27 protein-coding genes are annotated in these 26561 nt (G+C 74.8%); 18 read left to right on the plus strand and 9 right to left on the minus strand.

From position 1 onward, the window contains the following. Positions 1–96 precede the first annotated feature (96 nt). Positions 97–1209, plus strand: a complete 1113-nt coding sequence (locus ACZ6ZR_RS31690; RefSeq protein ID WP_465648238.1) for a calcium:cation antiporter — start codon at positions 97–99, stop codon at positions 1207–1209. 65 nt (positions 1210–1274) lie between these two features. Here ACZ6ZR_RS31690 and ACZ6ZR_RS31695 read toward each other — a convergent pair whose 3' ends face one another. Next, positions 1275–2273, minus strand: coding sequence for a GlxA family transcriptional regulator (locus ACZ6ZR_RS31695; RefSeq protein ID WP_465648240.1), 999 nt, complete (start codon positions 2271–2273; stop codon positions 1275–1277). A 321-nt stretch (positions 2274–2594) separates the two neighbouring features. On the opposite strand from ACZ6ZR_RS31695, the gene ACZ6ZR_RS31700 reads away from it, so the two are divergent. The 8 genes from ACZ6ZR_RS31700 to ACZ6ZR_RS31735 all read left to right on the plus strand — a co-directional run bounded on the left by ACZ6ZR_RS31700 (position 2595) and on the right by ACZ6ZR_RS31735 (position 7471). Beyond that, positions 2595–3041 (plus strand): hypothetical protein, encoded by a 447-nt coding sequence (locus ACZ6ZR_RS31700; protein WP_465648242.1) that lies wholly within the window; start codon positions 2595–2597, stop codon positions 3039–3041. 61 nt (positions 3042–3102) lie between these two features. Beyond that, positions 3103–3387 carry a hypothetical protein gene (locus tag ACZ6ZR_RS31705; RefSeq protein ID WP_465648244.1) on the plus strand — a complete coding sequence of 95 codons (285 nt, stop codon included), beginning with the start codon at positions 3103–3105 and terminating at the stop codon, positions 3385–3387. Positions 3388–3639: 252 nt separating this feature from the next. Continuing rightward, positions 3640–4191, plus strand: a complete 552-nt coding sequence (locus ACZ6ZR_RS31710) for a hypothetical protein (protein WP_465648246.1) — start codon at positions 3640–3642, stop codon at positions 4189–4191. Positions 4192–4211: 20 nt separating this feature from the next. Further along, positions 4212–5402 (plus strand): sensor histidine kinase, encoded by a 1191-nt coding sequence (locus ACZ6ZR_RS31715; RefSeq protein ID WP_465648248.1) that lies wholly within the window; start codon positions 4212–4214, stop codon positions 5400–5402. Continuing rightward, positions 5399–6106, plus strand: coding sequence for a response regulator (locus ACZ6ZR_RS31720; protein WP_465648250.1), 708 nt, complete (start codon positions 5399–5401; stop codon positions 6104–6106). The genes ACZ6ZR_RS31715 and ACZ6ZR_RS31720 overlap by 4 nt, the downstream gene beginning before the upstream one ends. Positions 6107–6138: 32 nt before the next feature. Continuing rightward, positions 6139–6816: a Type 1 glutamine amidotransferase-like domain-containing protein gene (locus ACZ6ZR_RS31725; protein WP_465648252.1), complete on the plus strand. Its 678-nt coding sequence runs from the start codon at positions 6139–6141 to the stop codon at positions 6814–6816. A 44-nt stretch (positions 6817–6860) separates the two neighbouring features. Continuing rightward, a complete protein-coding gene (locus ACZ6ZR_RS31730) occupies positions 6861–7103 on the plus strand; it encodes a FitA-like ribbon-helix-helix domain-containing protein (RefSeq protein WP_465648254.1) in 243 nt (80 codons plus the stop codon). Then, complete coding sequence (locus ACZ6ZR_RS31735; protein ID WP_465648256.1) at positions 7100–7471, plus strand: fic family toxin-antitoxin system, toxin component; 372 nt, start codon at positions 7100–7102, stop codon at positions 7469–7471. Before ACZ6ZR_RS31730 ends, ACZ6ZR_RS31735 begins: the two co-directional genes overlap by 4 nt. A gap of 342 nt (positions 7472–7813) precedes the next feature. Here ACZ6ZR_RS31735 and ACZ6ZR_RS31740 read toward each other — a convergent pair whose 3' ends face one another. The 5 genes from ACZ6ZR_RS31740 to ACZ6ZR_RS31760 form a co-directional block, all read right to left on the minus strand. Beyond that, positions 7814–9418 (minus strand): PQQ-binding-like beta-propeller repeat protein, encoded by a 1605-nt coding sequence (locus tag ACZ6ZR_RS31740; protein WP_465648258.1) that lies wholly within the window; start codon positions 9416–9418, stop codon positions 7814–7816. A 53-nt stretch (positions 9419–9471) separates the two neighbouring features. Then, entirely contained in the window at positions 9472–10065 is a 594-nt protein-coding gene (locus tag ACZ6ZR_RS31745; protein WP_465648260.1) for an NADPH-dependent F420 reductase, read from the minus strand. Between the two features lie 107 nt (positions 10066–10172). Beyond that, the gene (locus tag ACZ6ZR_RS31750) at positions 10173–11465 is read right to left on the minus strand and encodes an NAD(P)/FAD-dependent oxidoreductase (RefSeq protein ID WP_465648262.1); all 1293 of its coding nucleotides are present in this window, start codon (positions 11463–11465) and stop codon (positions 10173–10175) included. 176 nt (positions 11466–11641) lie between these two features. After that, positions 11642–12052, minus strand: a complete 411-nt coding sequence (locus ACZ6ZR_RS31755; RefSeq protein WP_465648264.1) for a DUF4267 domain-containing protein — start codon at positions 12050–12052, stop codon at positions 11642–11644. Positions 12053–12090: 38 nt separating this feature from the next. Next, positions 12091–12759 (minus strand): hemerythrin domain-containing protein, encoded by a 669-nt coding sequence (locus ACZ6ZR_RS31760; protein WP_465648266.1) that lies wholly within the window; start codon positions 12757–12759, stop codon positions 12091–12093. A 144-nt stretch (positions 12760–12903) separates the two neighbouring features. On the opposite strand from ACZ6ZR_RS31760, the gene ACZ6ZR_RS31765 reads away from it, so the two are divergent. Then, positions 12904–16212, plus strand: coding sequence for a BTAD domain-containing putative transcriptional regulator (locus ACZ6ZR_RS31765; RefSeq protein WP_465648268.1), 3309 nt, complete (start codon positions 12904–12906; stop codon positions 16210–16212). Between the two features lie 14 nt (positions 16213–16226). Here the strand turns inward: ACZ6ZR_RS31765 and ACZ6ZR_RS31770 are convergent, their stop codons facing one another. Further along, the gene (locus ACZ6ZR_RS31770; RefSeq protein ID WP_465648270.1) at positions 16227–17063 is read right to left on the minus strand and encodes an SAM-dependent methyltransferase; all 837 of its coding nucleotides are present in this window, start codon (positions 17061–17063) and stop codon (positions 16227–16229) included. Between the two features lie 258 nt (positions 17064–17321). Here ACZ6ZR_RS31770 and ACZ6ZR_RS31775 point away from each other — a divergent pair, with 258 nt between their 5' ends. The 7 genes from ACZ6ZR_RS31775 to ACZ6ZR_RS31805 are packed head-to-tail and all read left to right on the plus strand — an operon-like array spanning position 17322 to position 24428. Next, positions 17322–18995, plus strand: coding sequence for a purple acid phosphatase family protein (locus ACZ6ZR_RS31775; RefSeq protein WP_465648272.1), 1674 nt, complete (start codon positions 17322–17324; stop codon positions 18993–18995). Continuing rightward, the gene (gene wecB / locus ACZ6ZR_RS31780; protein WP_465648274.1) at positions 18995–20197 is read left to right on the plus strand and encodes a non-hydrolyzing UDP-N-acetylglucosamine 2-epimerase; all 1203 of its coding nucleotides are present in this window, start codon (positions 18995–18997) and stop codon (positions 20195–20197) included. The genes ACZ6ZR_RS31775 and wecB overlap by 1 nt, the downstream gene beginning before the upstream one ends. Continuing rightward, entirely contained in the window at positions 20194–20856 is a 663-nt protein-coding gene (locus tag ACZ6ZR_RS31785; RefSeq protein ID WP_465648276.1) for a PIG-L deacetylase family protein, read from the plus strand. Before wecB ends, ACZ6ZR_RS31785 begins: the two co-directional genes overlap by 4 nt. Then, positions 20853–21557 (plus strand): HAD family hydrolase, encoded by a 705-nt coding sequence (locus ACZ6ZR_RS31790; protein ID WP_465648278.1) that lies wholly within the window; start codon positions 20853–20855, stop codon positions 21555–21557. The genes ACZ6ZR_RS31785 and ACZ6ZR_RS31790 overlap by 4 nt, the downstream gene beginning before the upstream one ends. Beyond that, on the plus strand, positions 21554–22891 hold the full coding sequence (locus tag ACZ6ZR_RS31795; RefSeq protein ID WP_465648280.1) for a glycosyltransferase family 2 protein: 1338 nt from the start codon (positions 21554–21556) through the stop codon (positions 22889–22891). Before ACZ6ZR_RS31790 ends, ACZ6ZR_RS31795 begins: the two co-directional genes overlap by 4 nt. Continuing rightward, entirely contained in the window at positions 22888–23433 is a 546-nt protein-coding gene (locus ACZ6ZR_RS31800; protein ID WP_465648282.1) for a hypothetical protein, read from the plus strand. Before ACZ6ZR_RS31795 ends, ACZ6ZR_RS31800 begins: the two co-directional genes overlap by 4 nt. Before the next feature lie 2 nt (positions 23434–23435). Then, positions 23436–24428 (plus strand): ATP-grasp domain-containing protein, encoded by a 993-nt coding sequence (locus tag ACZ6ZR_RS31805; RefSeq protein WP_465648295.1) that lies wholly within the window; start codon positions 23436–23438, stop codon positions 24426–24428. A gap of 140 nt (positions 24429–24568) precedes the next feature. Here the strand turns inward: ACZ6ZR_RS31805 and ACZ6ZR_RS31810 are convergent, their stop codons facing one another. Next, the gene (locus ACZ6ZR_RS31810) at positions 24569–25363 is read right to left on the minus strand and encodes an SGNH/GDSL hydrolase family protein (protein ID WP_465648284.1); all 795 of its coding nucleotides are present in this window, start codon (positions 25361–25363) and stop codon (positions 24569–24571) included. Beyond that, positions 25347–25919 carry a PadR family transcriptional regulator gene (locus ACZ6ZR_RS31815; protein WP_465648286.1) on the minus strand — a complete coding sequence of 191 codons (573 nt, stop codon included), beginning with the start codon at positions 25917–25919 and terminating at the stop codon, positions 25347–25349. Before ACZ6ZR_RS31815 ends, ACZ6ZR_RS31810 begins: the two co-directional genes overlap by 17 nt. 51 nt (positions 25920–25970) lie before the next feature. Between ACZ6ZR_RS31815 and ACZ6ZR_RS31820 the strand changes: the two genes are divergently transcribed. Further along, on the plus strand, positions 25971–26456 hold the full coding sequence (locus ACZ6ZR_RS31820; protein WP_465648288.1) for a nuclear transport factor 2 family protein: 486 nt from the start codon (positions 25971–25973) through the stop codon (positions 26454–26456). Positions 26457–26561 lie beyond the last annotated feature (105 nt).

Raw genomic sequence — 26561 nt, forward strand, 5'->3', positions numbered from 1 at the left:
GGCCCCCGCCCCGCCGGGCCGGGGCCGCCGCGGGCGACACGCCGAGCGCGGCGGGGCCCCGGGGCCAGGGCGCCCCCGGCTGGAAAACTCGAGGTCATGAACGCCCAGGCCCGTCGTGAAGCTGTGAAATGGACCACCCTCGTACCCGTGCTCGCCTTCGTACTGCTCGCCTGCACCTGGGGCAGATCGCTGCCCGGCCCGGTGGTCGCGGTGGTGGCGCTGTTCCTGGCGGCCGCCGTGCTGGCGGCGGTGCACCACGCGGAGGTGATCGCCCACCGGGTCGGTGAACCGTTCGGCTCACTGGTGCTGGCCGTGGCGGTCACCATCATCGAGGTGGCGCTGATCGTGACGCTGATGGCCGACGGCAGCGAGAAGAACGCCACGCTGGCCCGGGACACCGTCTTCGCCGCCGTGATGATCACCTGCAACGGGATCGTCGGCCTCTCGATCCTGGTGACGGCGCTGCGCCACCGGATCGCGGTGTTCAACCCCGAGGGGACCGGTGCCGCGTTCAGCGCGATCGCCACCCTGGCGACGCTGAGCATGGTGCTGCCGACCTTCACCACCAGCAAGCCCGGGCCGCAGTTCTCCACCACCCAGCTGGTCTTCGCCGCGACCGCCTCGCTGCTCGTCTACGGGCTCTTCGTCGGCACCCTGACGGTCCGTCACCGCAACTACTTCCTGCCGGTCACCTCCACCGGCAAGGTGCTGGAGGACGGCGGCCACGACGACGACCACGCCGATCCGCCGACCAGGCAGCAGGCCTGGATCAGCCTGGCCCTGCTCGGCGTCGCGCTGGTCGCGGTGGTCGGCCTCGGCAAGGGCGTCTCGCCCACCATCGAACGCACCGTGGCCGACGCCGGGCTGCCCTCCTCGGTGGTCGGTGTGGTGATCGCCATGCTGGTGCTCGCCCCCGAGACCATCGCCGCCGTCCGGGCGGCCGGGCGCAACCGCATGCAGACCAGCCTCAACCTGGCCCACGGCTCCGCCCTGGCCTCGATCGGCCTCACCATCCCCGCCGTGGCCGTCGCCTCGGTCTGGCTGAGCGGGCCGCTGGTGCTCGGCCTCGACGCCACCCACATGGTGCTGCTCGCCCTGACCATCGCAGTCGGCACCCTCACCGTCATGCCCGGCCGCGCCACCCCCCTCCAGGGCGGGGTCCACCTCGCCGTGATGGGCGCCTACCTGGTGCTGGCCGTCAGCCCCTGACACCGCGTCACCTCCGCACGGGCCCCGCCACCGCCCCGGTGCCGGGGCCCGTCCGCGTCCGCTCGCTACACGCTCCCGGGGTGGGCCGCCGCCTGGCGGTACTGGGCGGGGGACCGGCCGAGGGTGCGTTGGAAGGCGCGGCGCATGGCTTCCGTGCTGGGGTAGCCGCTGGCGCGGGCCACCTGGACGACGGTGTGCGGCGTCTCCGCGAGCAGGCGGCAGGCGGTCTCCAGACGGGTGAGGTCGACGTAGCGGCCGGGCGGGGTGCCGGTCTCCGCCGTGAAGGCGCGGGTGAAGTGACGGGGTGACAGGCCGGCCTGCCGGGCGAGGGCGTGGACCGAGAGGTCGGCGTCCGGGTGGTCGGCGATCCAGCCCTGGAGGTCGCGCAGGCCGGGCCGTCGGGCGGTCTGGGCCCGCAGCTGGGTGGAGAGCTGGTCCTGGTCGGCGTGGCGGCGGACGAAGACCACCAGGTAGCGGGCGAGGGTCAGGGCGGCCTCGTGGCCGAGGTCATCCTCGACCAGGGCGAGTGCGAGGTCGATGCCGCTGGTGCCGCCGGCCGAGGTGGAGATCCGGCCGTCGCGGACGAAGACCGGATCCGGCTCCACCCGGACCTCGGGGTACTGCTCGGCGAGGGCGGCGGTCAGGCTCCAGTGGGTGGTGGCCCGCCGTCCGTCGAGCAGGCCGGCCTCGGCGAGGAGGAAGGCTCCGGTGCAGACCGAGGCGATGCGGCGCGGGCGGCGGGCGTTGGTACGCAGCCAGCGGACCACCTCGGGGTCGAGCAGGGGGAGGCCGTCCGGGGTGGTGGCCGAGCCCGGCAGCAGCACGGTGTGCGGGATGGCGGTGGTGGCGAGGTCGTCGTCCGGGGCGATCCGCAGGCCGCTGTTGGTCCGGACGGCGACTCCGCCGGGGCCGGCCGTGCGGACCCGGTAGGCCGGGCCGTCGGGGGAGAGCGCCACGATGCCGGCCGCGTAGCCGTTGGCGCCGCTGAACACGTCCAGCGGGCCGACGACGTCAAGGCCCTCGACCCCGTCGTACAGCACTACCAGTACGTCGCGTGTCCTCACCCTTCCACCGTGCTCCGCGCGGACCCGGGCCGCCAGGCCGGGGAGCCCACCTTCTGCGCCACCGCGCCGCCGTCGGCAGACGACTTCCGGGGCGGGCTCCCCTCCTTTCGGGCCACGGTGCGGCGGGCCGCCCAACCGGCAGGGCGTCCGGCGGCGGGCAATTCGCCGGACGGGAGGGCGAATTACCCGAATGGTCTGGACCCATTCGAGGGGGGACAGGTCAATTCCGGCAAGGAATTCGGGAGCGGCAGGGCCGGGCTAGATTCCTTTTCGCCGCCGAATCCGGCCGGTATTCCTGCCAGCCCTGCAAAGGGGACTTCCATGCACCAGAGCATTCGTTTCACAGCGGCTGCGGCGATCGCGGCCGTCGCGATCGGCGTCGCCGGACCGGTGGCCTCGGCCGCCACCGTTCCCGCCTCCGTTTCCGCCTCCGCCGCGCCCACGACCGGCGAGGTCCGGCTGAGCGCGCAGGAGATAGCCGAGATCCGGGAGATCGCCGCGCAGATCCGGGCCGGGGCCGCCGCGGCCGACGGCTCGGACGTCCCGCAGCTGCTGAGCGGGAAGTCGGCCGCAGGCAAGAAGATGATCGAGCTGCTGAAGAAGACCCCGGACCTCTTCAAGGGGGCGGTCAGCGCGGCGAAGCAGGGCCACCAGGCGTTCAAGGACTGGATGGGCAAGCAGAACTCCGTGGTCCGGGGTGCCTGGTGGCTGCTCAGCGGCGGCGTGCAGAGCTGGGTCATCGACGAGCTGATCAAGCTGGCCGGCTGAGACCCGGTCAGTCTGCACCCGGTCCAGTTCACTCCAGGCCCCTGAGGACGGAAGGTCCCCGATGTCCCGCTCCGACACCCCGAAGAAGACCGCGATCGAGGATGCCGTCGCCGTGTACGGCGCGCTCCTGGTGCTGCCCGCAGGAGCACTGCGGATGGCATCGCGCCAAGGGCACGCCGAGTTCCTGATCTGGGCCTGGTGGCTCCAGGGCGCGGCACTGGCGTTCATCCTGCTCGGAATCGCGACAGGGGTGGTCCGGGAACGACGGAAGCCGTCCCCGGGCATCTGGGGCGTGCTGATGGTCTGGGCGCTGGCCGCCGGTCACGGTCTCTCGTACCGCGACTGACGGCCGGTCACTCCCTGGCCGGGTCCGGGCCGGGTGCGCTCGGCGGAGCGCACTCGCCCCGGACCCACCTGGTACCGGCCGTCAGCCCCTGACACCGCGTCACTTCCGCACGGGCCCCGCCACCACCGTGATCGCCCGCGTCCTCACCGGCGACACCGTGCCCTACGTCGACCTCCGCCTCGCCTGATCTCCACCCCTTTCTCCACCTGTGGGTCCAGGTGCTCCGAGGCTCCGGTCAGCAGTCTTGGAGGCATGACTACCACCGAATGGATCACCGACCTGGCCCTGCTCCTCGTGGTCTTCCGCCAGCTCCGCGAAGGCCGCCTGGACCGCCGCTCCTACCTCATCCCGCTGGCCATCGTGGCCTTCGTGGCCAACAGCTACCTGGACGGCGTGCCCACCGCCGGCAACGACCTGGTGCTGATCGCCGTCCTGGTCGCCTTCGGCGCGGCGCTCGGCGTCGCCGGCGGCGTCTTCACCCGGATCCGCAGCCGGGGCGGACAGCTCTTCATCAAGGCGGGCGCCGCCTCCGCCGCCCTCTGGGTCCTGGGCATGGGCAGCCGGATGGCCTTCCAGCTCTGGGTCACCTACGGCGGCGGCGCCGCCCACGTGGCCCGGTTCAGCGCCGACCACCGGATCACCGGCCAGCAGGCCTGGGTCGCCGCCTTCGTCCTGATGGCGCTCACCGAGGTAGTGACCAGGCTGGCCACCATCTACCTGCGCGGCCGCACCGTGACCGCAGCCGCCACCCTGCCGCAGCCGCCCGACGCGCGGGTCGTGGCCGGCACCGGCCGGGCGTCCTGAACCGGGAGTATGGTCGCGCCGTGTCCGTGAACACCTCCGCCCCCGACCCGGCCCCCGACCCGGGGCCGGGCCATCGCGCCGCCGTGCTGCTGCGTCGGGACGGCGCGGTGCGCTGGGTCGTCACCCTGACGGTGATCTGCTCGGCGTTCCTGACCACCCGTCCGCTCGGCCCGACCGGCCCGGGCCTGGCCGTGCTGCTGCTCCTGCTGGTCTGCTCGCTGGCCCTGACGGCCCGTCACCTGCCGGCCGACTGCCCGCCCCGGATCACCCTGCCCGTGCTGACCGGCGGTGTGCTGGCCGCCGCGGCGCTGACCGGGCTGAGCAGCAGCGGCTCGGGCTTCCTCTTCTCCTACTTCCTGGCCGGGCACATCGGCTTCCGCTACCCGGCCCGGCAGGCCCTCGCGCTGGCCGCCCTGACCAGCCTGCTGTGCGGCGCGGTGCTCTTCTTCGGCCTCGGCCCGGGCGACCGGCAACTGCCCTGGGTGGTCGGCCTGACCACCGGGGTCCCGGTGGTGACGGGCATGCTCAGCCGTAGCCGGCGGCGGGCGGTGGAGGCGATGGTGGAGTCCGCCGAGTCGGCCGAACGGGCCGCCCGGGCCGAGGCGCAGGCCGCCGTGCTGACCGAGCGCAGCCGGATCGCCCGCGACGTCCACGACGTGCTGGCGCACTCGCTCGCCGGGATCAACATGCAGCTGGAGCTGGCCGACGCCCTGATCGAGACCGGCGACCTGGCGAGGGTGCGGGAGGCCAACGCCAAGGCGCACGACCTGGTCCGGGAGAGCCTGCGGCAGGCCCAGTGGACGGTGCACGCCCTGCGCGAGGACGCCCTCCCGCTGGTCGAGAGCCTGGCCGCGATGGCGGAGACCTCCGGGCACCGCGACGCCTTGCGGGTGACCGGCACCGTCCGCCAACTGCCTGCGGGGCCGACCCAGCAACTGCTGCGGATCGCCCAGGAGGCGCTGACCAACGCGGCCCGGCACGCCCCGGGCGCCACCGTCGCGGTGGAGCTGGCCTTCGCCGAGACGTCCACCACGCTGCGGGTCCGCAACGGGCCGGGCCGGCGCGCGGAGCGTTCGGCCGCCGGCAGCGGGATGGGCCTGGTAGGAATGCGGGAACGGGTCGCCCTGCTGGGCGGCACCCTCACCGCGGGACCGGTCACCGAAGGGCCGGACCGGGGAGGCTGGTCGGTGGAGGCGGTGATCCCGGGATGAACGACGTGGCGAACGACGGACCGGACGAAGCGACGGGGCTGGTGCTGCGGGTGGTGGTCGCCGACGACCAGGCCGCCGTGCGCGAGCCGCTGGCCGCGGTGCTCGACCTGGCGGCCGACGTCGAGGTGGTCGCGGCGGCGGCGAACGGCTCCGAGGTGCTCGCGGTGGTGGCCGGGCAGCCGGTGGACGTGGTGCTGATGGACCTTCGGATGCCGGTGCTGGACGGGATCGAGACCACTCGGCGGCTGACCGAGGAGCATCCGCAGGTGGCGGTGGTGGTGCTGACCACCTTCGCCGACGACGAGTCGATCCTGGCCGCGCTCGGCGCCGGGGCCCGCGGCTACCTGACCAAGAACGCCGGCCGCCAGGACATCCTCCGGGCCGTCCGGGCGGCGGCGGCCGGACAGTCGGTGCTCGACCGCGAGGTCCAGGCCCGGCTGCTGGCCACCGCCCGTGGCCGCTCGGCCGCCGCGCCGCAGGCACCACAGCAGTCGCAGCCGCCGTCGCTTCCCGCCGACCTCACCCGTCGCGAGCGCGAGGTGCTCGCGGCGATCGGCCGCGGCCTGCCGAACCGGGCCATCGCCGAGGAGCTCTTCGTCAGCGAGGCCACCGTCAAGACCCACATCAACAACCTGTTCGCCAAGGCCGGCATCCAGGACCGGGCCGACGCGGTCCGTCGCGCCATCGCGGCCGGACTGGCCTGAGCACCGACCAGGACCCCACGCAGGAAGGCGCGATGAAACTCCTCCTCACCTCGGGCGGCGTCAGCAACCCGACCATCCTCGCCACCCTCACCGACCTGCTGGGCAAGCCCGTCGCCGAGTCCACCGCCCTGTGCATCCCCACCGCGATGTACGGCATGCTGCCCCGCACCGCCGTCATGACGTGGCGTCAGATCGCCGGGCAGTCCCCCACCCCGCTGGTCGAACTCGGCTGGAAGTCCGTCGGCATGCTGGAACTGACCGCCCTCCCCAGCCTCCCCGAGGAGCAGTGGATCCCCCTGGTCCGGGAGACCGACGCCCTGCTGGTCTGCGGCGGCGACGTCCGCTACCTGCACCACTGGATGCGCGAGTCCGGCCTGGCCGCCCTCTTCCCCACCCTCCGCGACACCGTCTACGTCGGCCTCAGCGCCGGCAGCATGGTGACGGCCCCGCACGTCGGCGAGGAGTTCCTCGGCTGGAAGCCGCCCACCGGCCCCGCCGGGGACGACACCGCCCTCGGCCTGGTCGACTTCGCGGTCTTCCCCCACCTCGACAACCCGATGTGCCCCGAGAACACCACCGCCGACGCCGAACGCTGGGCCGCCCGCATCCCCGTCCCCGGCTACGCCCTCGACGACGAGTCCGCGATCACGGTGGTCGACGGCACCGTCGAGGTCGTCTCCGAGGGCCACTGGAGGCACTTCGAGCGGTAGGGCCGCACCTTGTAGCCGACGCTACCCCTCGCTACGGTGGGGGCATGAAGCAACTGAACGTGCGGTTGGACGACGGGGTGCACGAGGCGCTGGAGCAGCGGGCCGAGGCGGCGGGGATGAGCCTGCCGGACTACGCGCGAAAGGTGCTGGCCGAGGAGGCGGACGAGCGGCGGGAGCGGTTCCTCACCGCCGCCGCGCACTTCGCGCAGGCCTGGGGCCCGGCCTTCGAGGCCGAGTTCGGGCCGTACCCTGCGGGGAAGCGGGCCGGGACGGCGGACGCGGCGTGATCCTGCACGTGGACCGGGCCTGGCTGCTGGACGTCGCCCACCAGTTCCTGCCCACCGACCCGGACGTCACCGACTACGGCACGCTGGCCGCGGCCGTCGCCCGTCACGTGGACGAGGTGATGGACGTGCCCGTCTACGGCGCCGTGAACCAGCGCGCCGCCGCCCTGATGCACCAACTGGTCCGGGTCCCCGCCCTGGAGTTCGCCAACGAGCACTTCGCTGCCGTGGTCGCGGCCTCCTACCTGGCCGCCTCCGGCGTGATCGTCACCGCCGAACCCAAGCAGGCCGCCGAACTGGCCGCCCGCATCCGCGACGGCCGAGCCGACGTCCGCGAGGCCGCCACCGCCATCCGCACCTGGTACCGCTGAACCTGCGCGGCGGCGCGGCCCAACCCAGCGCGGCGCCGCCCGGTCGGTGAGCTCGCCGAAGTCCTGCTCGCGCTGGTGGACCGTGGGTGGGTCGAAGTTCGCCGCGTGGCTCCCTGGGTGTCACCGTCGGGCGAGAAGGGAGTCCGGCCAGGAGATCTGGTTCCGCGGGATCAGCTTGCGACGGTCCTCCTGGACGGCACCGACTGGGAGTACCCGGACGGCGACTGGGTCGGTGCGCTGACGCTGGTCGGGACGGCCGCCGGGAGGCTGGTGACCCACCGTTCGCCCCATGAGGAGCCTGCTTAGGATCGGCCGGGCCCGGCCTCGGGTCACCGAGGCCCCTCAGAGGGTCGAGCAGAGCAGGATCCGCCCGTCGACCGTGCCCAGGAGCAGCTCCCCGGGGCCGGCGACCGCGAGGGAGAGCGCGGCGACCGGCGTGCCGTCGACCTCGATCGGGGTGCGCCAACGGACCGTCCCGTCGAGCGCGTCGAGGGCGGCCAACTCGCCGGAGGTGAAGGCGGCGTAGACCGTGGAGCCGTCGGCGTCGAGGGCGGTGACGGCGTGGTCGGCGGTGAACAGCCACTGCAGGGCGCCGTCCGGGAAGCTGCGGCGCGCGACGAAGACGTGCCCGGGGAGCAGGCCGTGGCCGTGGTGGACCTGGCCCGCGTGGACCAGGGCCTCGCCGCCGGCCGCGAGACGGACGGCCGGGCCGCCGAAGAGGTGGCCCTTCCGGTCGGTGTCCCACTCCAGGGGGAAGAGCTCGCGGACCTCGCCGTGCCCCGTGCCCGGCGTGAGGGAGACGAACCGCTTGTCCTTCCAGGGCTTCTTCGGCTTGCCCTGGAGGAAGAGCAGCTCGGAGCTGTGCCGCACCGGGAAGTGGTGGTTGAAGGTGTCGTAGCCCCCCACCGTCGGCCCGCTGGACACCTGGTGCTCCGGGGAGATCAGCACCAGCGCGGGCTTCGGCTTCTCGTCCCGGGTGTCGCGCAGCGCCACCCAGCCCCGGGTGTCGGAGGTCATCGAGGCCGGGAAGGAGACGTCCGCCGTCGCGACGGTGCTGCCGTCGGCCAGCGAGAGCAGTTCGACCGTGCTGGCGACGTCCGCCCATCCGGAACCCGTCCAGCGCGAATGGCGCGGCACGTTGACCCAGACCGCCGCCTCACCGGGGCAGATGGCGAGCTGCCGCCCGCCGTCCGGGTCGGGCACCGTCCAGCCGAGCTCGCCGGAGGGCAGCCAGCACTCCAGCGCGGTGCCTTCGAGCGCGGCCAGCACCCGGCCGTCGGCCAGCGCTTCGACCGCCCAGACCTGGCGGCGCGGTGACCATCCGTCGGCCAGGCCGGTGACCAGTTCCCGGGCGGCCTTCGTCGCCTCGTCCAGGTCGCGCCCGGCCTCGACCAAGGGCCCGGTGAGCTCGCGGTGGGTCATGCTCCGGTCGGTGACGGTCAGCCAGTCCGCCCGCTCGACCCGCACCTCGTAGCCGCGGCGGAACGGCCTCTTCACCGCGCCCTCGTCCGGCGGCGCCAGCAGCAGTTCGAGCACGCGCCCGTCCTCGCGCCAGCGCACCCGTCGGACCTCGCTGTCGTGCTCCAGCGTGGAGACGGTGCTCCCGTCCGTCAGGTCGACGAGCAGCAGCTCGCCCTCGAACATGTAGCCGCCGTCGTACTCGCCGGTGCCGACGGCCAGCAGCGGCAGGCTCGGGTGGAAGGCGAGCGAGCGCACCGGCCAGCGGCTGCTGACGAGCCGTCGGCAGTCCAGCCCCTCGGTCCCGTAGACGCCGATCCGGTGGCCGTCCCAGCCCTCGACGGATCGCCCGGGCCACTCCAGCTCACCCAGGTCACCGCCGATCGCGACCTCGCCCCGCGAGGAGCTGTGCACGGCCACCACCGGCTCGCCGATCTCGGCGAAGGGGCGGTCGCCGAGCACGCGGCGTACGGACAGGGGTGCGGACATCGGGCGGTCCTCCAGGCAGGTGAACCGACATCCTGACATCCCGGCCCAGCCGGTCAGGCCTCCGGGTGGGCGCGCAGCAGGGCGAGGCCGATCTCGCCGCCGAGGCCCTGGGCGTAGGCGAGGTGGATGAGGACCTCGGCCAGGGGTTCCAGGTAGCGGGCGGTGGCCAGCGGGCCGGCGTCGACCGCGTCGAAGCCGAGCTCGGTGCCGAGGGCGGCGACGGTCTTGACGGCCTCGCGGTCGTCGCCGGCGAGGAGCAGGAGCAGGGGGCGGCCCTCGTAGGAGGCGGCGGCCGTGGCGGCGGCGAGCACCGTGTTGAAGCCCTTGACGACCCGGGCTCCGGGCAGGGCCTGGGCGACCAGTTCGCCGCCGGAGGTGGTGCGACCGACCGTCAGGGAGAGGAAGTCGGGGCTCAGCGGGTTGGTGGCGTCGACCACGATCCGGCCGGCCAGGGCGGCCCTGATCTCGGGGGCCAGGGTGGCGGTGAAGGGGACGGCCAGGAAGGTCAGTTCGGCCTCGGCCGCCTGCCGGGCCGCGTCGGCGACGGGGGTGGTGGTGTTCGAGGTGGTGACCTGGTGGCCGGCGCCGGTGAGGCGCCGGGCCAGGGCGGAGCCGGCGTTGCCGGTGCCGATGACGTTGATCCGCAAGACGGTCCCCTCCTGGACGGGCACGGACGCGGGGCGGCCGTGCCGCCCCGGTGCCGGTCAAGCTAGTGGTCACCGAGGCCGGAGGCCGCCCCGCGTCCGCCGTACCGTCAGGTCCGGGCGGTGACTCGGGCAGGTGCGGTGCGGCGGTGCCTGAGGTTGACCGCGGCGGCCCTGGCCAGCACCACCGGGTTGAGGAAGCGCAGCGGGCCGATCAGCCGGGAGGCGAAGAGGTGCATGTGCCGGGCGACGGCCGCGTCCCGGGCGGCCGCGGCGAAGACCAGCCGCTCCCCCGGGTTGAACGGGCGGGCCTTGGCGTAGTCGGCCGCCAGCTGCTGGTGGCCCGTCAGGCTGCGACGGTGGCGCCGGGCGTAGGCCGCGAGCGGCTTGGCCAGGTCGCCGTGCCCGGCGAGTGCCGGGCCGACCGCCTCGGCCAGCCACTGGGCGGACTGCAGCGCCCAGGCGCAGCCGACGCCCCAGAGCGGGTCGGGGGTGAGGGCGGCGTCGCCGACCAGCGCGAGGCCGGGGGCGGTCGGGCGGCGGCTCTGCAGGGGGTAGTTGACGGTGCCGATCAGCTTGGAGATGCGGCGGGCGTCGTCGACGGGCGGTGCCTCGGGCAGGGCGCGGACGAAGTTCAGGAAGCTGCCTTCGAGGTCCTCCCGGAAGGCGGCCAGGTGCTTCTTCTTCTCCACCAGGACCGCGAGCACGGTCACCCCGTCCTCGTTGGGGAAGGCGTAGGCCATGTCGGGCTCCAGGAACCAGGTCTGGCCGATCCCCCCGGCCAGCGGCAGGTCGCGGTACTGCGCGAGGTAGCCGAAGCGGCCGTTCTCGTACTGCTTGGTGGCGATGCCGGCCTGCTTGGCGACCGCCGAGTCCCGGCCGTCGGCGCCGATCACCAGCCGGGCGCGCAGCTCGCGCTCACCGGCGTCGCTGCTCGCCCGTACCCCGACCGTCCGCCCGCCCTCCTGGAGCAGTCCGGTGACCTGGTGGCCGAGCAGCAGGTCCACCCCGGGGGTCTCGGCCGCCCGGGAGCGGATCAGCGGGTCGAGCTTGCTGCGCCGGAGGTTGTAGGCGTACGGGAGGGCGGGCCCGCCGGGGGCGGCCTTGGGTTCGATCCAGCCCCAACGAGTCCACCAGCGCGCGTCGTTGTGCAGGGCGCCGGCCGCCTCGATGGCCTCGGTGAGCCCGAGTTCCACCAGCACCGGGTAGGCGCTGGCCACCAGCGAGTGGGTGCAGAGCACCTTGTACGCCTGCGGGTCGGAACGCCGCTCCAGCAGGGCGACCCGGACGCCCTGGCGGGCGAGCAGGATCGCGGCGGCGCAGCCGGCCAGGCTCCCTCCGCTGATCACGACGTCGTACTGCTGCCGGTACTGCACCTGCTCTGTGTTCCCGGACTGTGCCATGGGCCGTCCGCCCCCTTCGGTGCCGTTCCTGGTACCGGTCGATAACCGGTGAGTACACATCAGCGCCCTTCAGCTGACAAACTGTCAAGAGCGCCGCCCGATCCGGAACTCTCCGTGCAGCATGGGCCGGATGCCGACCACCCGCCGCCGCTCCGCTCCACCGCATTGGCGGGGGCTCAACTCGCCTGCCGCGACCGGTCGGTGGCGGGGCGGCGCTCGGTGAGCAGCAGGACGGCGGTGAGGAGCACGCTCAGGGCGGTGAGGCCGTGGACGCTCAGGGCAGTGGTGGTGTCGCCGTGCCGGGCCAGGATCAGCGACATGTCGCCGAGCGGGATGGTGGTGGCGGCCAGCATCGCCCAGCCGACCGCGCGGCGCTGTCCGGTGAGCAGCAGCACCAGGAGGATCAGCGCCAGGCCGACGTCGCGGATTCCCTTGACCACCAGGAAGCCGCTGCCCTGGTCGGTCGGCCAGTCGGGCAGGCCGAAGCTCGGGGCCATGGACTGCGGGGTGAACAGGTAGCCGGTGCCGAACCAGAAGACGAAGGCGATGCCGAGGACGGCGAGGACGGTGGCGAGGTGCTTCTTCACGAGGTGGTTCTCCTTCAGGGGCGAGGGGTGACGGGTGGTCAGCCGCGGACGCGGCGGACGGTGCGGGCGTAGAGCGAGCGGCCGACGGAGTGCCACAGGAGGCGTCCGGGGAGCGGGAGTCCGGCCAGGACGGCGGCACGCTCGGCCGCGTCGGCCTCCTCCAGCACGATGCCGAGGAAGAGCAGCAGCTTCGGCTTGGGGGTGGCGGCGACGAAGTGCTCGCCGAGCCGGTCCCACTCGGCGGCGCTGAGGTGGCGTTCGGCGAGCGGGAGCAGTTCCTGCTCCTCGTCCGCGAGGTGCTCCGCCAGGACGGCCCGGTGCTCGGACAGCACCGCCGCCAGCCGGTCGCGCTCCGCCTCGCCGGCCGTCGACTCCCAGGCGGGCAGGGCGGCTTCGGCCGCCGCCAGGGTGCCGGCCACCCGCTCGTGCTGGGCCTCCATCCGCAGCACCACCTCGCTCTCCAGGTCGACCCGGGTGAGCAGCAGCGGCCAGAGGAGTTCGTCCTCGCCGTGGTGGTGGTTGTGCAGGCCGAGCCGGTAGTCGCGGAAGTGGGCGGCCAGCACGGCGGCCCGCTCGGTGTCGCCGGGGGCGACGGCGGCGACCAGTTCGGCCAGCAGGCGGGCCTCGCGGCGCAGGCCTCGGTGGATGACCACCATGCCGTGGACGTCGGGGCGGAGGTCTTGGTGGGTCGTGCTCTCGGTCTCCATGGTGAACAGACTGGCCGGGGCCTCCTGGAACCGGTTTGGAGACGACTTGGAAGCCGTGCGGGAGGCCCTGTGGGAAGCCCTGGGACCGCTGCCCGCACGGAGGCTGACGGTCCGTGAGCCGGCCCGCCTATGATGGCCCGCGACATGGTGCGGATATCGGTGCTCGGCTCCCTGACGGCCGAACGGGACGACGGCCCCCTGCCCCTGGGCGGGCGGCGGCAGCGTTCGGTGCTGGCCCTGCTGGTGGCCTCGCGGGGCCGGGTGGTCTCGGTCGACCGGATGGTCGAGGAGCTCTGGCAGGACGCCGCCCCGGCCCAGGCGGTGACCTCCCTCCAGTCCTACGTCTCCAACCTGCGCCGCCTGTTGGAGCCCGGGCGGGCCCCGCGCACCCCCGCCCGGCTGCTGGTCAGCACGGCCCCCGGGTACGCCCTGCGGCTGGACGAGGCGGCCGTGGACGCCTGGCGGTTCGAGCAGTCGGTGGCGCGGGCCGCCGGCGCTCCCCCGGCCGAGGCCCGCGCCCTCCTCACCGAGGCGCTGGACCTCTGGCAGGGGCCGGCCTACGCCGAGTTCGCGGACGAGCCCTGGGCCCGCGACGAGATCGTCCGCCTGGACGAACTCCGGTTCCACGCCCGCGAGTCGGCCGTCTCGGCCCGGCTCCGGACGGCCGATCCGGCCGGCGCCGTCCCCGAGGCCGAGCTGCTCACCCGCGAGGCCCCGCTCCGGGAGGAGGGCTGGCGGCTGCACGCCCTGGCCCTCTGGGCGGCCGGACGCCAGGCGGACGCCCTCGTGACGCTGCGCCGGGCGCGGACGGTCCTGGCGGAGGAGACCGGACTCGACCCGGGGCCGGCCCTCACCGCGCTGGAGTCGGCCGTCCTGGCCGGCCGCACCGAGCTGCTCGCCGAACTCGGCAGCTCCCAACTCGCCTCCGAGCCAGCCCGGTTCACGCCACCACTGCCCACCGGTGCCACTCCCTTCGTCGGGCGGACGGCCGAGCTCGAGCAGCTCGCCGCCGCTGCCGCCCGGGCCGCCTCCGCCGGACCGGCCTTCGCGCTGGTGACCGGCGAGGCGGGGCTCGGCAAGTCGGCGCTGCTGGAGCGCCTGGCCGAACGGCTGCGCACCGAAGGGTGGTCGGTGGTCTCCGGCCGCGCCGAGGACTCCGCCGGGGCGCCGCCCGGGTGGCCCTGGGTGCAGGCCCTGCGGGGGCTGGCCCTGACCGCACCGCCCGCCCCCGCGCGGGCCGCCGTGCTGGCTCCGCTGCTCTCCGACGAGGCCGCTGCCGCACCCGCCGCCGCCGTGCCCACCGGCCCGGGTGACGCGGCGGCCGCCCGCTTCCGCCTGCACCGCGCCGTCCACGACTGGCTGGCCGAGGCGGGCGGGGGACGGCCGGTGGCCCTGCTCCTGGACGACCTGCACTGGGCCGACGCCGAGAGTGCCGCACTGCTCGGCGCCGCCGCCGAACTCCCGCCCGGCACCAGGCTCCTGCTCGTCGGCGCCTACCGCCCGGAGGAGGCCCCGCCCGGCCTCCGGGAGGCGCTGGCCCGCCTCGCCCGGCGCGAACCGCTCCGGCTGCCGCTGCCCGGCCTCGCCGCGCCCGCCGTCGCCGAACTGCTGACGGCTCTCGGCGACGGCCCCGCCCCGAGCCCGGGGACGGTCGCCGCGCTGGCCGAGCGCACCGGCGGCAACCCCTTCCACCTGCGCGAGAGCGCGCGGCTGCTCGCCTCCACCGGGGAGGCGGCGGCGCTGACCGAAGTGCCGCAGGGCGTACGGGACGTGGTGCGGCGTCGGTTCGCCCGGCTGCCGGAGCCGGCTGTGGCCGTGCTCCGGCTGGCCGCCCTGGTGGGGGCCGAGGCCGAGGTCGAGCTGCTGGCCGGGGCGGCGGAGACCGGGGAGGAGGAGGTGCTCGACGCCCTGGAGGCCGGGCTGCTGGCCGGGCTGCTGGAGGAACCGGCGCCGGGGCGGGTGCGATTCGTCCACGCGCTGGTGCGGGAGACCCTGCTGGCCGACCTGACGGCCCTTCGGGCGCGCCGGATGCACGGCCGGATCGCCGACGGCCTGGAGCGGCTCGGCTCCGCCGACGTCACCGCCCTGGCCCACCACTTCGCCTCCGCCGCCTCGGCCGCCACCGCCCGACGGGCCGTCAGGTACGGCCTGCTGGCCGCCGAGCTGGCCGGGCGGCGCCACGCCCACGACACCGCCGCCGCGCTGCTGGCCACCGCCCTCACCGCCTTCGACCGCGTCCCGGACGCCGCCCGGGACACCTCCCACGACTCCGAACGCGTCGACCTGCTCGGCCACCTGGTCCGCGCCCAGGTCCGCGCCGGTGCCGTCACCGCGGCCCGCACCACCCGGCAGCTCGCCGTCGACTCCGCGCTCGGGGACCCGGCCCTGCTCACCGCCGCGCTCACCTCCTGGACGGTCCCGACGCCCTGGCAGATCCGGCCGTACGGCGAGCTCGACCAGCCGCTGATCGCCCTGCTCGCCGCCGAGTCGGCCCGCCCCGGGCTCTCCGACGCCGTGCGGTGCGAGCTGCTGCTCGCGTACGCCGCCGAGCTCTCCGACCTCCAGGACCCCCGGGCCCGGGCCGCCGCCGAACAGGCCCTGGCCCTCACCCGGGCCCAGGGCGGTCCGGTCCTGCGCAGCCGGGCGCTGGCCGCGCTGCTCCGTGAGCTGGACTCGGACCTGGAGCGGCCCCGACTCGCGCTCCACAGCGCCGAACTGGCCGAGCTCGCCCTCGCCCACGACCTGCCGGGGCTGCGCTGGTTCGGCCTGTTCTCCGGTGCCTCGGCGCAGGTCTCCGCCGCCGCGGCCGACCGGCTGCTGGACGAGGCCGAGGCGGTCGCGCAGGCCTACCGGCTGCCGCAGGCCCTGATGGTGGGGCGGACCGCGCTGGCCGTCCGGGCCGTGCTGGCGGGACGCTACGAGGAGGCCGAGCGGCTGTACGCCGAGGCCGCCGCCGGGATGACCGCCCAGGGCTCCCCACACGCGGACGGGTTCCACCTCATCGCCCTCGCCACCATCCGCACCCGGCAGGGCCGCCTGCCCGAACTCCTGCCCGAACTACACGAGTTGGCCTCCCAGTACCCACCGGCCGGCGACCTCCTCGCCGCCGCCCTGTCCGCCGCCGGCCACCTCGACCAGGCCCGCGCCGTCCTCGACCGGGCCGGCCCGCTCCCCACCGACTTCTTCCTCAAGCTCTACGCCACCTTCCGCGCCAGCACCGTCCTCGCCCTCCAGGACCGCCCCCGCGCCGCCGCCCTCTACTCCACCCTCCTCCCCCTCCACGCCGCCCCACCCCCCACCGCCGGCTACACCGTCGCCATCCGCCCCGTCGCCGCCACCCTCGCCGACCTCGCCACCTTCCTCGGCCACCCCGAAGCCGCCACCCACCGCGCCGAGGCCACCACCATCACCACCCACTGGGAACCCCGCCCACCGGACGTCACCCCGTCCTGACGGACCGTACGAGGTCACGGCTTGCGCGCTACGCCGCCCGCGATGCAGCGTTGGCCTGCGGTCCGGGGCTTCAGTTGGGGGCCGTCGGGCCACCAGTCGGCGCAGGGGACCAGGCCGGGGGTGGTCATCTCCAGGCCGGTGAAGAGGGGTTCCAGCTCGGCCCGGGTGGAGAAGGTGCCGCTGCCCATCATGCTGTGCAGGAACATCTCCTCCATCTTGCGGGCGGTCGCGCTGAACTCGTCGGCCGGGTCCAGGAAGTGACTGAGTGCCACGTAGGAGCCGGGCGGCAAGGCCTCGACGTAGGCGCGCATGATGTCGCGGCGGGTGCGCACGGCCTCGCCGTTGTAGTGGTGGAGGGTGCCCACCTGGAGCAGCGCGACGGGCCGGGTCCAGTCCAGGGCGGTGCGGACGGTCTCGTCGCGCAGCAGGGTCTCCGGCTCGAAGATGTCCGCGTCGACGACGGCGACCCGGTCGTTGCCGGACAGCAGGGCGCGGCTGTGGGCGAGCACCAGGGGGTCGTTGTCCACGTACACCACCCGGGCCGCCGGGGCGAGGCGTTGGACCACGTTGTGGGTGTTCTCGGCGGTCGGCAGGCCGGAGCCGCAGTCGAGGTACTGGGTGATGCCGGCCTGGGTGGCGAGGAAGCGACAGACCCGGATCAGGAAGGCGCGGTTCTCCGCCGCCAGGTCGACGGCCTCGGGGGCGGCCTGCAGCACCCTGCGCAGCACCTCCCGGTCCACCTCGTAGTGGTCGGTGCCGTTGAGGAAGGCGTCGTACACCCGAGCGATGCTCGGCTTCGTCGGGTCGGCGTACGCGGGGACGGACTCGTCGGACGAGGTCAGCTGGGCCATGTCTGCGGACCCTAGCCCGGCCGGAGCCCCGGCCGGCCGCGCAACGACGCCCGGCCCGCCCAACCCACCCGTCCGGGTGACAACCGGCCCGGGTGGCGGCGGGGCGGGTGGCGGCGGGGCGGCATGGTTAACCGAACGTACATCCGGCGACCACCGGGTCTTCAACAGTGATCATCTGACGGGTCACCGGAGGGTTGGAGCCTCACCGGGGCGGAATGATCCCGTCCGATTCGCCGCTCCGCCCAGAAAGGCAACCAGGTGGACCTCCCCGGGTTCCGGGTGTCCCGTCGCCGCGCCGACGAGATGACCATCGCCGAGCAGTACGACTACTGGCAGGACGTCAGGAAGAGCGTCAGCCGCCGCCGTTTCCTCCGGGCGAGCGCCGTCGGCGCCGCCGCCCTCGCGGTCGGGCCGACCCTGCTCACCAGCTCCGCGCACGCCGCCTCCGGCGACGCGGTCACCCCCTTCGGCCGGCACCTGGCCTTCGGGAACGACCCCACCAAGCAGATGCGGGTGGCCTGGCAGGTGCCGGCCGCCGTGAGCAACCCGGTGCTGCGGCTGGGGACTTCGGCGGGCGACCTGAGCCAGGTGGTCCAGGCCGACCTGCGCTCGCTGCACAGCGAGTACGGCACGGCGGCCCCGCTGGACCAGTTCTACGGCCACGCCGCGCTCGACGGGCTCGCCCCGGGCACCACCTACTACTACGCGGTCGGCCACGACGGCCTGGAGGCCGCCTCCGGCCCGGTGAACAGCTTCACCACCGCGCCAGCCGGCTCCGGCGGCTCGCTCCAGCCGTTCACCTTCACCGCGATGGGCGACCAGGGCGCCAGCACCCAGGCGGCGCTGGAGAACACCCAGATCCTGGCCCAGAAGCCGGTGTTCCACCTGCTGGCCGGCGACATCTGCTACGCCGACTCCAGCGGCCGCGGCACCCTCACCGACTCGTACAAGCCGCAGGTCTGGGACAGCTACCTGACCCAGATCGAGCCGGTCGCCCAGTCGGTCCCGTGGATGGTCGCCACCGGCAACCACGACATGGAACCCTGGTACTCCCCCAACGGCTACGGCGGCCACGCCAAGCGGCTGGACCTGCCGACCAACGGCCCGTCCAACTGCCCTTCGGTGTACTCCTTCACCTACGGCAACCTGGCCGTGCTCTCGCTCGACGCCAACGACGTCAGCAACGAGATCCCGGCCAACCGCGGCTACTCGGGCGGCACCCAGACCAGCTGGCTGGAGCAGACCCTCAAGGACCTGCGGGCCAACCCGGCGATCGACTTCATCGTGGTCTTCTTCCACCACTGCGCCTACGCGGTGACGACCAGTCACGCCTCCGAGGGCGGGGTGCGCACCTCCTGGACCCCGCTGTTCGACAAGTACAACGTGGACCTGGTGGTCAACGGCCACAACCACATGTACGAGCGGACCGACCCGATCCGCAGCGGCACCCCGACCCGCACCGTCCCGGTCGGCGGCACCGTCGACCCGGTCGCCGACGGCACCACCTACGTGGTGGCGGGCGGCGGCGGGGCGAGCCTGTACAGCCTGCCCGCCAACGGCCCGGAGAGCTATGCGGGCAACGTCAACGACTCGGCGGGCGTGGCCGGTTACGCCTGGAACGGCTCGGGCGGCAAGTCCACCGAGACGGTCGCCTGGTCCCGGGTCCGCTACCGCGGCCACAACCTGATCGCGGTGGACGTCACGCCCGCCGCGCCCGGCCAGAAGGCCACCCTGACCATGCGCGGCATCTCGGTCGAGGGCGCCAGGAGCGGCACCGAGATCGACCGGGTCACCATCGTCCGGACCACCCCCGTGGTGGACACCCCGGCCTTCGGCATGCCGGCCGTGCTGACCGGCACCGCGCTGGCCGCCGGGGCGGGCTACCTGGCCTGGCAGAAGCGCCGCAGCGGGCTCGAGGTGCCGTCCTCCTGATGGACACTCACGACCACGGCCCGGCCGGGGCTCCCAACCCCGGCCGGGCCCTGCGGGCCCACCTGTTCGCGGGCACCCGCCCGGAGATCGTCAAGCTGGCCCCGGTCGCCCTCGCGCTGCGCGCGGCCGGCGCCGAGGTCCGCCTGATCGCCACCGGGCAGCACCACGACCAGCGGATGGCCGGGGACTTCTTCACCGGCCTCGGCGTCGAGCCGGACGAGCGCTGGACCCTGGCCGGTGGCGAGTCCGAGCGGGTCGCCGCGCTGCTCGGCCACGCCCTGGCCCACTTCGCCGCCGGCCGCCCCGACCTGGCGATCGTGCAGGGCGACACCTGGACGGTGCCGCTCACCGCGCTGGCCGCCCGGCGGCACGGCGTCCCGGTCGCGCACGTCGAGGCCGGGCTGCGCTCGCGCAACCCGCTCTCTCCGGAGGAGTCCAACCGCAAGGTGGCGGCGGCCCTGGCCACCGTCCACCTGGCCCCCACCGAGGGCGCGGCCGCCAACCTGCGCGCCGAGGGCGTCCCCGACGAAACCGTGCACCTGGTCGGCAACACCGTCTGCGACGTGCTGCGCGCCTCCGGCGTCCCGGCCGTGGCGCCCGCCCGACGGGCCGGAGTCCTGGTCACCGCGCACCGCCCCGGCACCGTGGACACCGAGCAGCGGCTCACCGCCCTGGTCGGCGTGGTCCGCGCGCTGGCCGACCGGCACGGCCCGGTGACCTTCCCCGTCCACCCGCGCACCGCCGACCGGCTGGCCGCCTTCGGCCTGACGGAGCGTCTGGCCGGGCATCCGGGGATCACCCTGCTCGACCCGCAGCCGCACCGGCGGATGCTGGAGCTGATCGCGGGCTCCGCCCTGGTGGTCACCGACTCGGGCGGCCTCCAGGAGGAGGCCGGCTGGTTCGGCGTCCCGGCCGTGGTGCTGCGCGAGAGCACCCCGCGCCCCGAGGGCGTCGAGCTCGGCCAGGCCCTGCTGGCCGGCCTCGACCCGGACCGGGCGCTGGCCGCCGCGGCCACCCTGCTCGCCCCGGCCGAGCAGGAACGGATCGCCGCGATGCCCTGCCCGTACGGCGACGGCCGCTCCGCCGAGCGGATCGCCGCACTGCTGACCGACCGTCACCACCGGGGCCTGCTCGCGCTGCGTGAACCAGGCCGCGAACCGGGCAGCGAACCGGGCCACACCTCCCAGGAGACCTCCGGATGACCCGCGTGCTGGCCGTCGGGGCGCACCCCGACGACATCGAACTCGGCTGCGGCGGCACCCTGCTGCGGGCCCGCCGGGACGGGGCCGAGGTCACCATGCTGGTGCTCACCGACGGCCGGCGCGGCCCCGGCGACCCGGGCCTGCGGGCCCGCGAGCAGCGGCAGGCGGCCGAGTACCTGGGCGCCGAGCTGGTCGACGGCGGTTTCCGGGACGGCGAACTCACCTGCGGCCCGGCCCTGGTGGACCGGATCGGCGAGGTGATCGTCGAGCTCCGCCCGGACCTGGTGCTGACCCACGCCCCGAACGACTCCCACCAGGACCACCGGGCCGCCGCCGAGGCCACCGTGGCGGCGGCCCGGCTGCAGTCCAGCGTGCTGCACTACGAGTCGCCCTCCACCCTGGAGTTCCACCCCACCGTCTTCGGCGACGTGACCGGGCTGCTGCCCGACAAGCTCACCCTGCTGCGCCACCACGTCTCCCAGGTGATCGGCGCCGGCCGGGTCGACCTGGAGGCGCTCGCCGCGCAGGCCAGGTTCCGCGGCTTCCAGGGGCGGGTGACCGAGGCGGAGGGGTTCTCGGTGACCCGCGCGCTGCTGGACGTCCGGAGCCTGGCCGTCCCCCGGCCCCGGTACGCCGCCGACGCCGAGGGGCTGGTGTGAGCGCCGACCGGGCGCCGCTCGGCGTCTTGGTGGACCTCGACGACACGCTCTACCCGCAGGCCGAGTTCCTCGCCCGGGCCTGGCAGGAGGTGGCGGCGGCCGGGGCCGGGCTGGGGCTGGACGGCCCGGCGCTGGAGGCCGCGCTGCACCGGGCCGCCGAGGCGGGCAGCGACCGGGGTGGCCTGATCGACGGGGCGCTGGCCGAGCTGGGAGCCGACCCGGCGTCAGCTCCCGTCCTGGTCAAGGTGTTCCGCGACTTCCGGCCCACCCGGCTGACCCCGTACCCGGGGGTGGCCGAGCGGCTGCCGCAGCTCGCCGCCCTGGTGCCGCTGGTCCTGCTCACCGACGGCAACCCCGCCCAGCAGCGGGCCAAACTGGCCGCCACCGGCCTCGGCGCCGCGCTGCGCGGCGTGGTCTGCACCGACGAGCCGCACGGCCGCTCCCACCGCAAGCCGCACCCCTCGGGCTTCCTGGCCGGCCTCGCCCTGCTGGGCTGCCCGGCCGAGGAGGCGGTGATGCTCGGCGACCGCCCGGAGAAGGACGTGGCCGGCGCCCAGGCGCTCGGCGTCCGGGCCCTGCGGGTCCGTCAGGGCGAGTACGCCGGCCGGCCCGACCCCGCCGGGCTCTGGCACGCGGCCGCCGGCACGGCCGAGGCGCTCGACCACCTGATCACCCTCTGCACCGCGAAAGCCGCTCCGTGACCCCACCGCTCACCCCCCGCCGGGCCGCCACCCGCCGAACCGCCGCGCTGCGCCTGCTCGTGGCCGCCGCCGTGCTGGTGGCGCTGGTGTTCGCCCCGCTCTGGGCCCACCGCGCGGCGGTGGTCCTGCTGACCGCCGTGTTCGCCGCCTACCTGCTGCGCCACCTGGTCTTCCTCACCGCCGCGCTGCGCCCGGCCCCGGCCGGGCCGCCGGCCTCCGAACGCACGCCCAGCGTCACGGTGCTGATCCCCTGTCACAACGAGGCCAAGGTGGTGGACGGCCTGACCTCCGCGCTGGCCGCCCTCGACCACCCGGCCGAGCTGCTCCAAGTGGTCTTCGTGGACGACCGCTCGAAGGACGGCACCGGCGACCTGCTGGAGGCCGCCATCGGCGACCGCCCCGGCTGGCGGGTGCTGCGCCGGGCCCCCGACGCCGTCGGCGGGAAGTCGGCGGCGCTCAACGACGCGCTGGAGCTGGCCACCGGCGAGATCGTGGTGGTCTTCGACGCCGACCACCAGCCCGCCCCGGACTGCCTGCGCGAACTGCTCCGCCCGTTCGCCGACCCGCTGGTGGCCGCCGCCCAGGGCCGCTGCGTGGTCCGCAACCCGGGTGACGGCGTGATCGCCCGCCTGGTCGCGATCGACTACCTCTGCGGCTACCTGGTCAACATGGCGGGCCGGGCCCGGGTGTTCGGCCTGCCCGCCTACGGCGGCGCCAACTGCGCGGTGCGCACCGAGGTGCTGCGCGAACTCGGCGGCTGGAACGCCGCCTCGGTCACCGAGGACACCGACCTCTCCGTCCGGGTCTGGCTGAGCGGCCGTCGGATCGGCTACGCCGAGCGGGCGGTGGACACCGAACTGGCCGTCACCGGCCTCGGCGCCTACTACCGCCAGCGCTACCGCTGGGCCCGCGGCCACCAGCAGGTCTGCCGGGACTACCGCCGGGAACTGCTGCGCACCCCGCACCTGGGGCCCCTGGAGAAGGCGGAGGCCTTCCTCTTCCTCTACGTCTTCCACGTGCCGGTGCTCTGCGTGGCCGCCGTGCTGCTGGCCGGGATCGAACTCGGCGTCCCCGGGCTCTCCGTGGTCGGGGTCCTCTGGCCGGTCGCCCCGCTGATGGCGGCCGGGCCGGTGCTGGAGATCGGCGGCGGGCTGGTCCGGGCCGGGGCCGGGCGCCGCGAAGTGCTGCCGCTGCTGCTCTTCCCCTTCCTGTTCGTGGTCTCGATGCTGCTCTGCACCCGTGCCCTGCTGGACGGTTGGGCCGGCTCCCGGTACTCCTGGGTGAAGACCGAGCGCACCGCGCAGGCCCCGAACGCCCGCGGAGCCGTCTCGTGACCGCACGTCGTGTCCGACTCGGGCATCCCTTGCTCAGGGTCCTCGCCGTCGTCCTGCTCACCGTCCTGCTCGGCTGGTACGCGGCCGGGCCGGTGACCGAGCTGGAGGCCGCCGCCACCGCCCGGCTGGCCGGCTGGACCGGCCTGGAGCTGACCCGGGCGGTGCCCGGGACCAATCTGGTCCGCGGCTTCCACGGCCACCAGCCGTTCTACATCCGGGTCACCCCGTCCTGTTCGGCGCTGACGGTGGCGGTGGCGGCGGCCGGGGTGTCGCTGCTGATCCTCGGCGGCAGCCGGCGCCAGCGGGTCGGCGGCGCGGTGCTCGCGGTCGCCGTCCTGGCGCTGGGCAACCTGGCCCGGCTAGCCGCCGTGCTCTGGGTCGGCCGGGGCGCCGGGATCCCCGCCATGGTGACCTTCCACGACTGGGGCGGCACGGTCTTCTCCTATGCCCTGCTGCTCGCCGCCGTCCTGCTGCTGATCGCCGTCCGGCTGCCCCGCCGCGGCCGCCCCACCCCGAACTCCCGCCCTGAGGAAGGACCTTGACCGTGAACCCGACCACCCGCCCGTACGACCCCGAGCTCGCCGGCCACCGCGTCCTGGTGACCGGCTGCGGCGGCCCGGCCGGGGTGGCCGTCGTGGAGGAGCTGGCCGCGCTGGGCGTCGTCCCGGTGGCCGCCGACTGCGACCCGTACGCCGCCGGGCTGCACCTCGGGCACGCCTCGGTGCTGCTCCCGTTCGCGGACGCGCCCGACTACCCCGAGCGGCTGCTGGCGGCGGCGGTCGCCGAGCGGTGCACGGCGGTGGTCGTGACGGTGGGCGAGGAACTGCTCCGAGTGGCGGGCCTGGAGGGCGAGTTCGCCCGGCACGGGGTGGCGGCCTGGTTCCCCTCGGCGCGGGCGGTGTCGGACAGCCTCGACAAGTGGGCCTTCGCCGGGCGGATCGAGGCGGCCGGGGTGGCCGGCCCGCACACCGCACTGGGCGGCCCCGGGGACCTGCCCGGCCCGTGGATCCTCAAGCCCCGGGCCGGCCGCGGCTCCCGCGACGTCTACCCGGTGGACGACCCGGCCGACTTCCCCACCCTGCTCCGCCGCGTCCCCCAGCCGCTGGTGCAGACCCGCCTGACGGGCCGTGAGTTCACCGCCGACTGCCTGATCGGGCGGGACGGCACGGTGCTCGGCACGGTCCCGCGCTGGCGCTCGCAGACCCGGGCCGGGATCTCCACCCGGGGCACCACCTTCACCGACCCCCGGATCGACCACCTGGTCGGCGGGCTGGCCGCGGCGCTCGGCCTGACCGGGGTGTGCAACGTCCAGGGCTTCCTGGACGAGCACGGCCCGGCCCGGGTGGTGGAGGTCAACCCACGCTTCTCCGGAGGCCTCCCCATCTCCCTGGCCGCCGGCGCCGACCTGGTCGGCCAGTTCCTGCGCGGCACCCTCGGCCTGCCGGTCCACCCGGACACCCTGCGGGCCGAGCCCGGGGTCACCACGGTCCGCTGGTTCGCCCAGCGCACGGCACCGGTCCCGGCCCTCGCCCGCTGACGGAGGCTCAGGGCTGCCGGGGGTCGATCCCGAACGTGTCGTCGAACAGCGACACATCAGGGCCACGTCCGCGACGAACCCGGCGACCTGCTGCTGTGCCTGCTCCGTCCGAGGGCAGACCAGTTGCCGTACGCCCAGCCTCAGCCCTGGGCGACTACCGGGGCGAGCGCCGGCCGCCGGGCGCTGCGGCCGTCGCCGGAGGAGCGGCCGCGCAGGCGGCGGCCGAGCCAGGGCCCGAGGAAGCCGGCCACCCAGCGCAGGTCGGCCGCGGTGGCGCGCAGCCCGGTCGGCACGGCCTGCGGCGGCAGCGGGTCGGCCCAACTCCCGTCGCTGCCGGGCAGGTCGAGGGCCTGCGCGACGGCGTCGGCGATGCACCGGTGGCCGAGCGGGGAGGCGTGCAGGCGGTCGGCGGCCCACATCCGGGGGTCGGTGGAGGCGTCCGGGAGGGCGGTCTCGGCGACCACCACCCCGTGCCGGGCGGCGGCCGCCCGGATCTGCTCGTTGATCTCCAGGATGCGCGGGCGCACCGGCTTGGCGATCGGCACGATCCGGGTGATGTCCGGGAAGGTCACGGTCGCCACCCGCGCCCCGGCGGCGGTGAGCGCGGCGAACATCTCCTCCAGCTCCGCCGCCGTCCGGGCCGGGTCGAAGCCGGGCCGCAGCAGGTCGTTCACCCCGGCCACCACGGTCGCCAGGTCGGGCTTCAACTCCAGCGCGGGGCCGAGCTGTTCGGCCCGGACCTGCCCGGCGAGGCGCCCGCGCACCGCGAGGTTGGCGTACTGGAAGCCCGGCTCCAGCACCGCCAGCTTCTCGGCCAGCCGGTCGGCCCAGCCGCGCAGGCCGGTGGTGTCGTCACCGTCGCCGACGCCCTCGGTCTGGCTGTCGCCGAGGGCGACGTAGCGCAGGTAGGGACGGTTCTCAGCTGTGCTCGGCACGGCTCTCCTCGCGTGCTCGCAGGACGGCCGCGATGCGCAGGCACCAGTCCCTGGTCTCCCGTTCGAACGCCACACCGCGCAGGCAGGTCAGGTAGGGCCCGATCCGCTCGCCGTGCAGCAGGTACTCGTCCTCGTCCGCGCCGCCGCGCAGGGTGTGCAGCAGCTCGACCAGGAAGTCGATCTTCGAGGCGGCCATCTCGGCCCGCTCGGCCAGCTGGGAGAGCACCGCCGCGGTGCCGATCCGGTCGGCGGCCTGCACCTTCACCATCAGGTCGTCGCGGATGAAGGAGGGTTTGGCCACCGTCTCGGCGAAGGCCTCCAGTTCGGCCCGGCCCGCCTCGGTGACCTGGAAGAGCCGCTTGTTGGGCCGGCCCTCCTGGAGCACCTGACGGCCCGACAGCAGCCCGTCCTTCTCCAGCTTGGCCAGCTCGGCGTAGAGCTGCTGGGGCAGCGCGTGCCAGAAGTTGGCCACGCCGATGTCGAAGGCCTTCGCCAGCTGGTAGCCGCTGTACTCGCCGTCCAGCAGCGCGGCCAGTACCGCGTGCCGCAGTGCCATCTCCCGTGCCCCTTCCCTTCCGAGGTCCGCGACGGCATCATACTCAAGAAAATGACTAGTCACATTGATGACTATCGAGAAGGGCCCGCCGCCATGCCGCTGCACCCCACCGCCGACCGCTTCCGCTCCGCCGTCGAGAAGGGCGACCACGCCGCGCTGGAGGACCTCTTCAGCGAGGACGTGCGCTTCTTCAGCCCGGTGAAGTTCACCCCCTTCGAGGGCCGCCCGCTGGTCGTCGGCCTGTTCGGCGTGCTGCTGCACACCTTCGAGGACTTCCGCTACCTGGGCGAGTTCGACGGCACGGCCGAGCCGACCGCCGGCGGCGAGCCGGGCCGCTCCGCGATCCTGCCGTTCCGCACCACCGTGGACGGCAGGCAGATCCACGGGATCGACCTGCTCCAGTTCGACGAGGAGGGGCGGATCGACGAGTTCACCGTCATGGTCCGGCCGCTCTCGGCGGTGCAGACCCTCTCCGCCGCCGTCCTGCGCGGCCTGGTCGCGGCCGGCCTGGTGCCGGATCCCGCCGCCTCCGCCTGACGGGGCGTCGGCTAGTGCCGTGCCCGGCAAGGTTTGCCCCGTCGCGTCGTTCGGTGCGTGCTATCGGCGTGCCGGGCGAAGGCCCGTCGTAGCGGAGCTACCCGG

This window comes from Kitasatospora sp. NPDC088742, assembly GCF_055584905.1.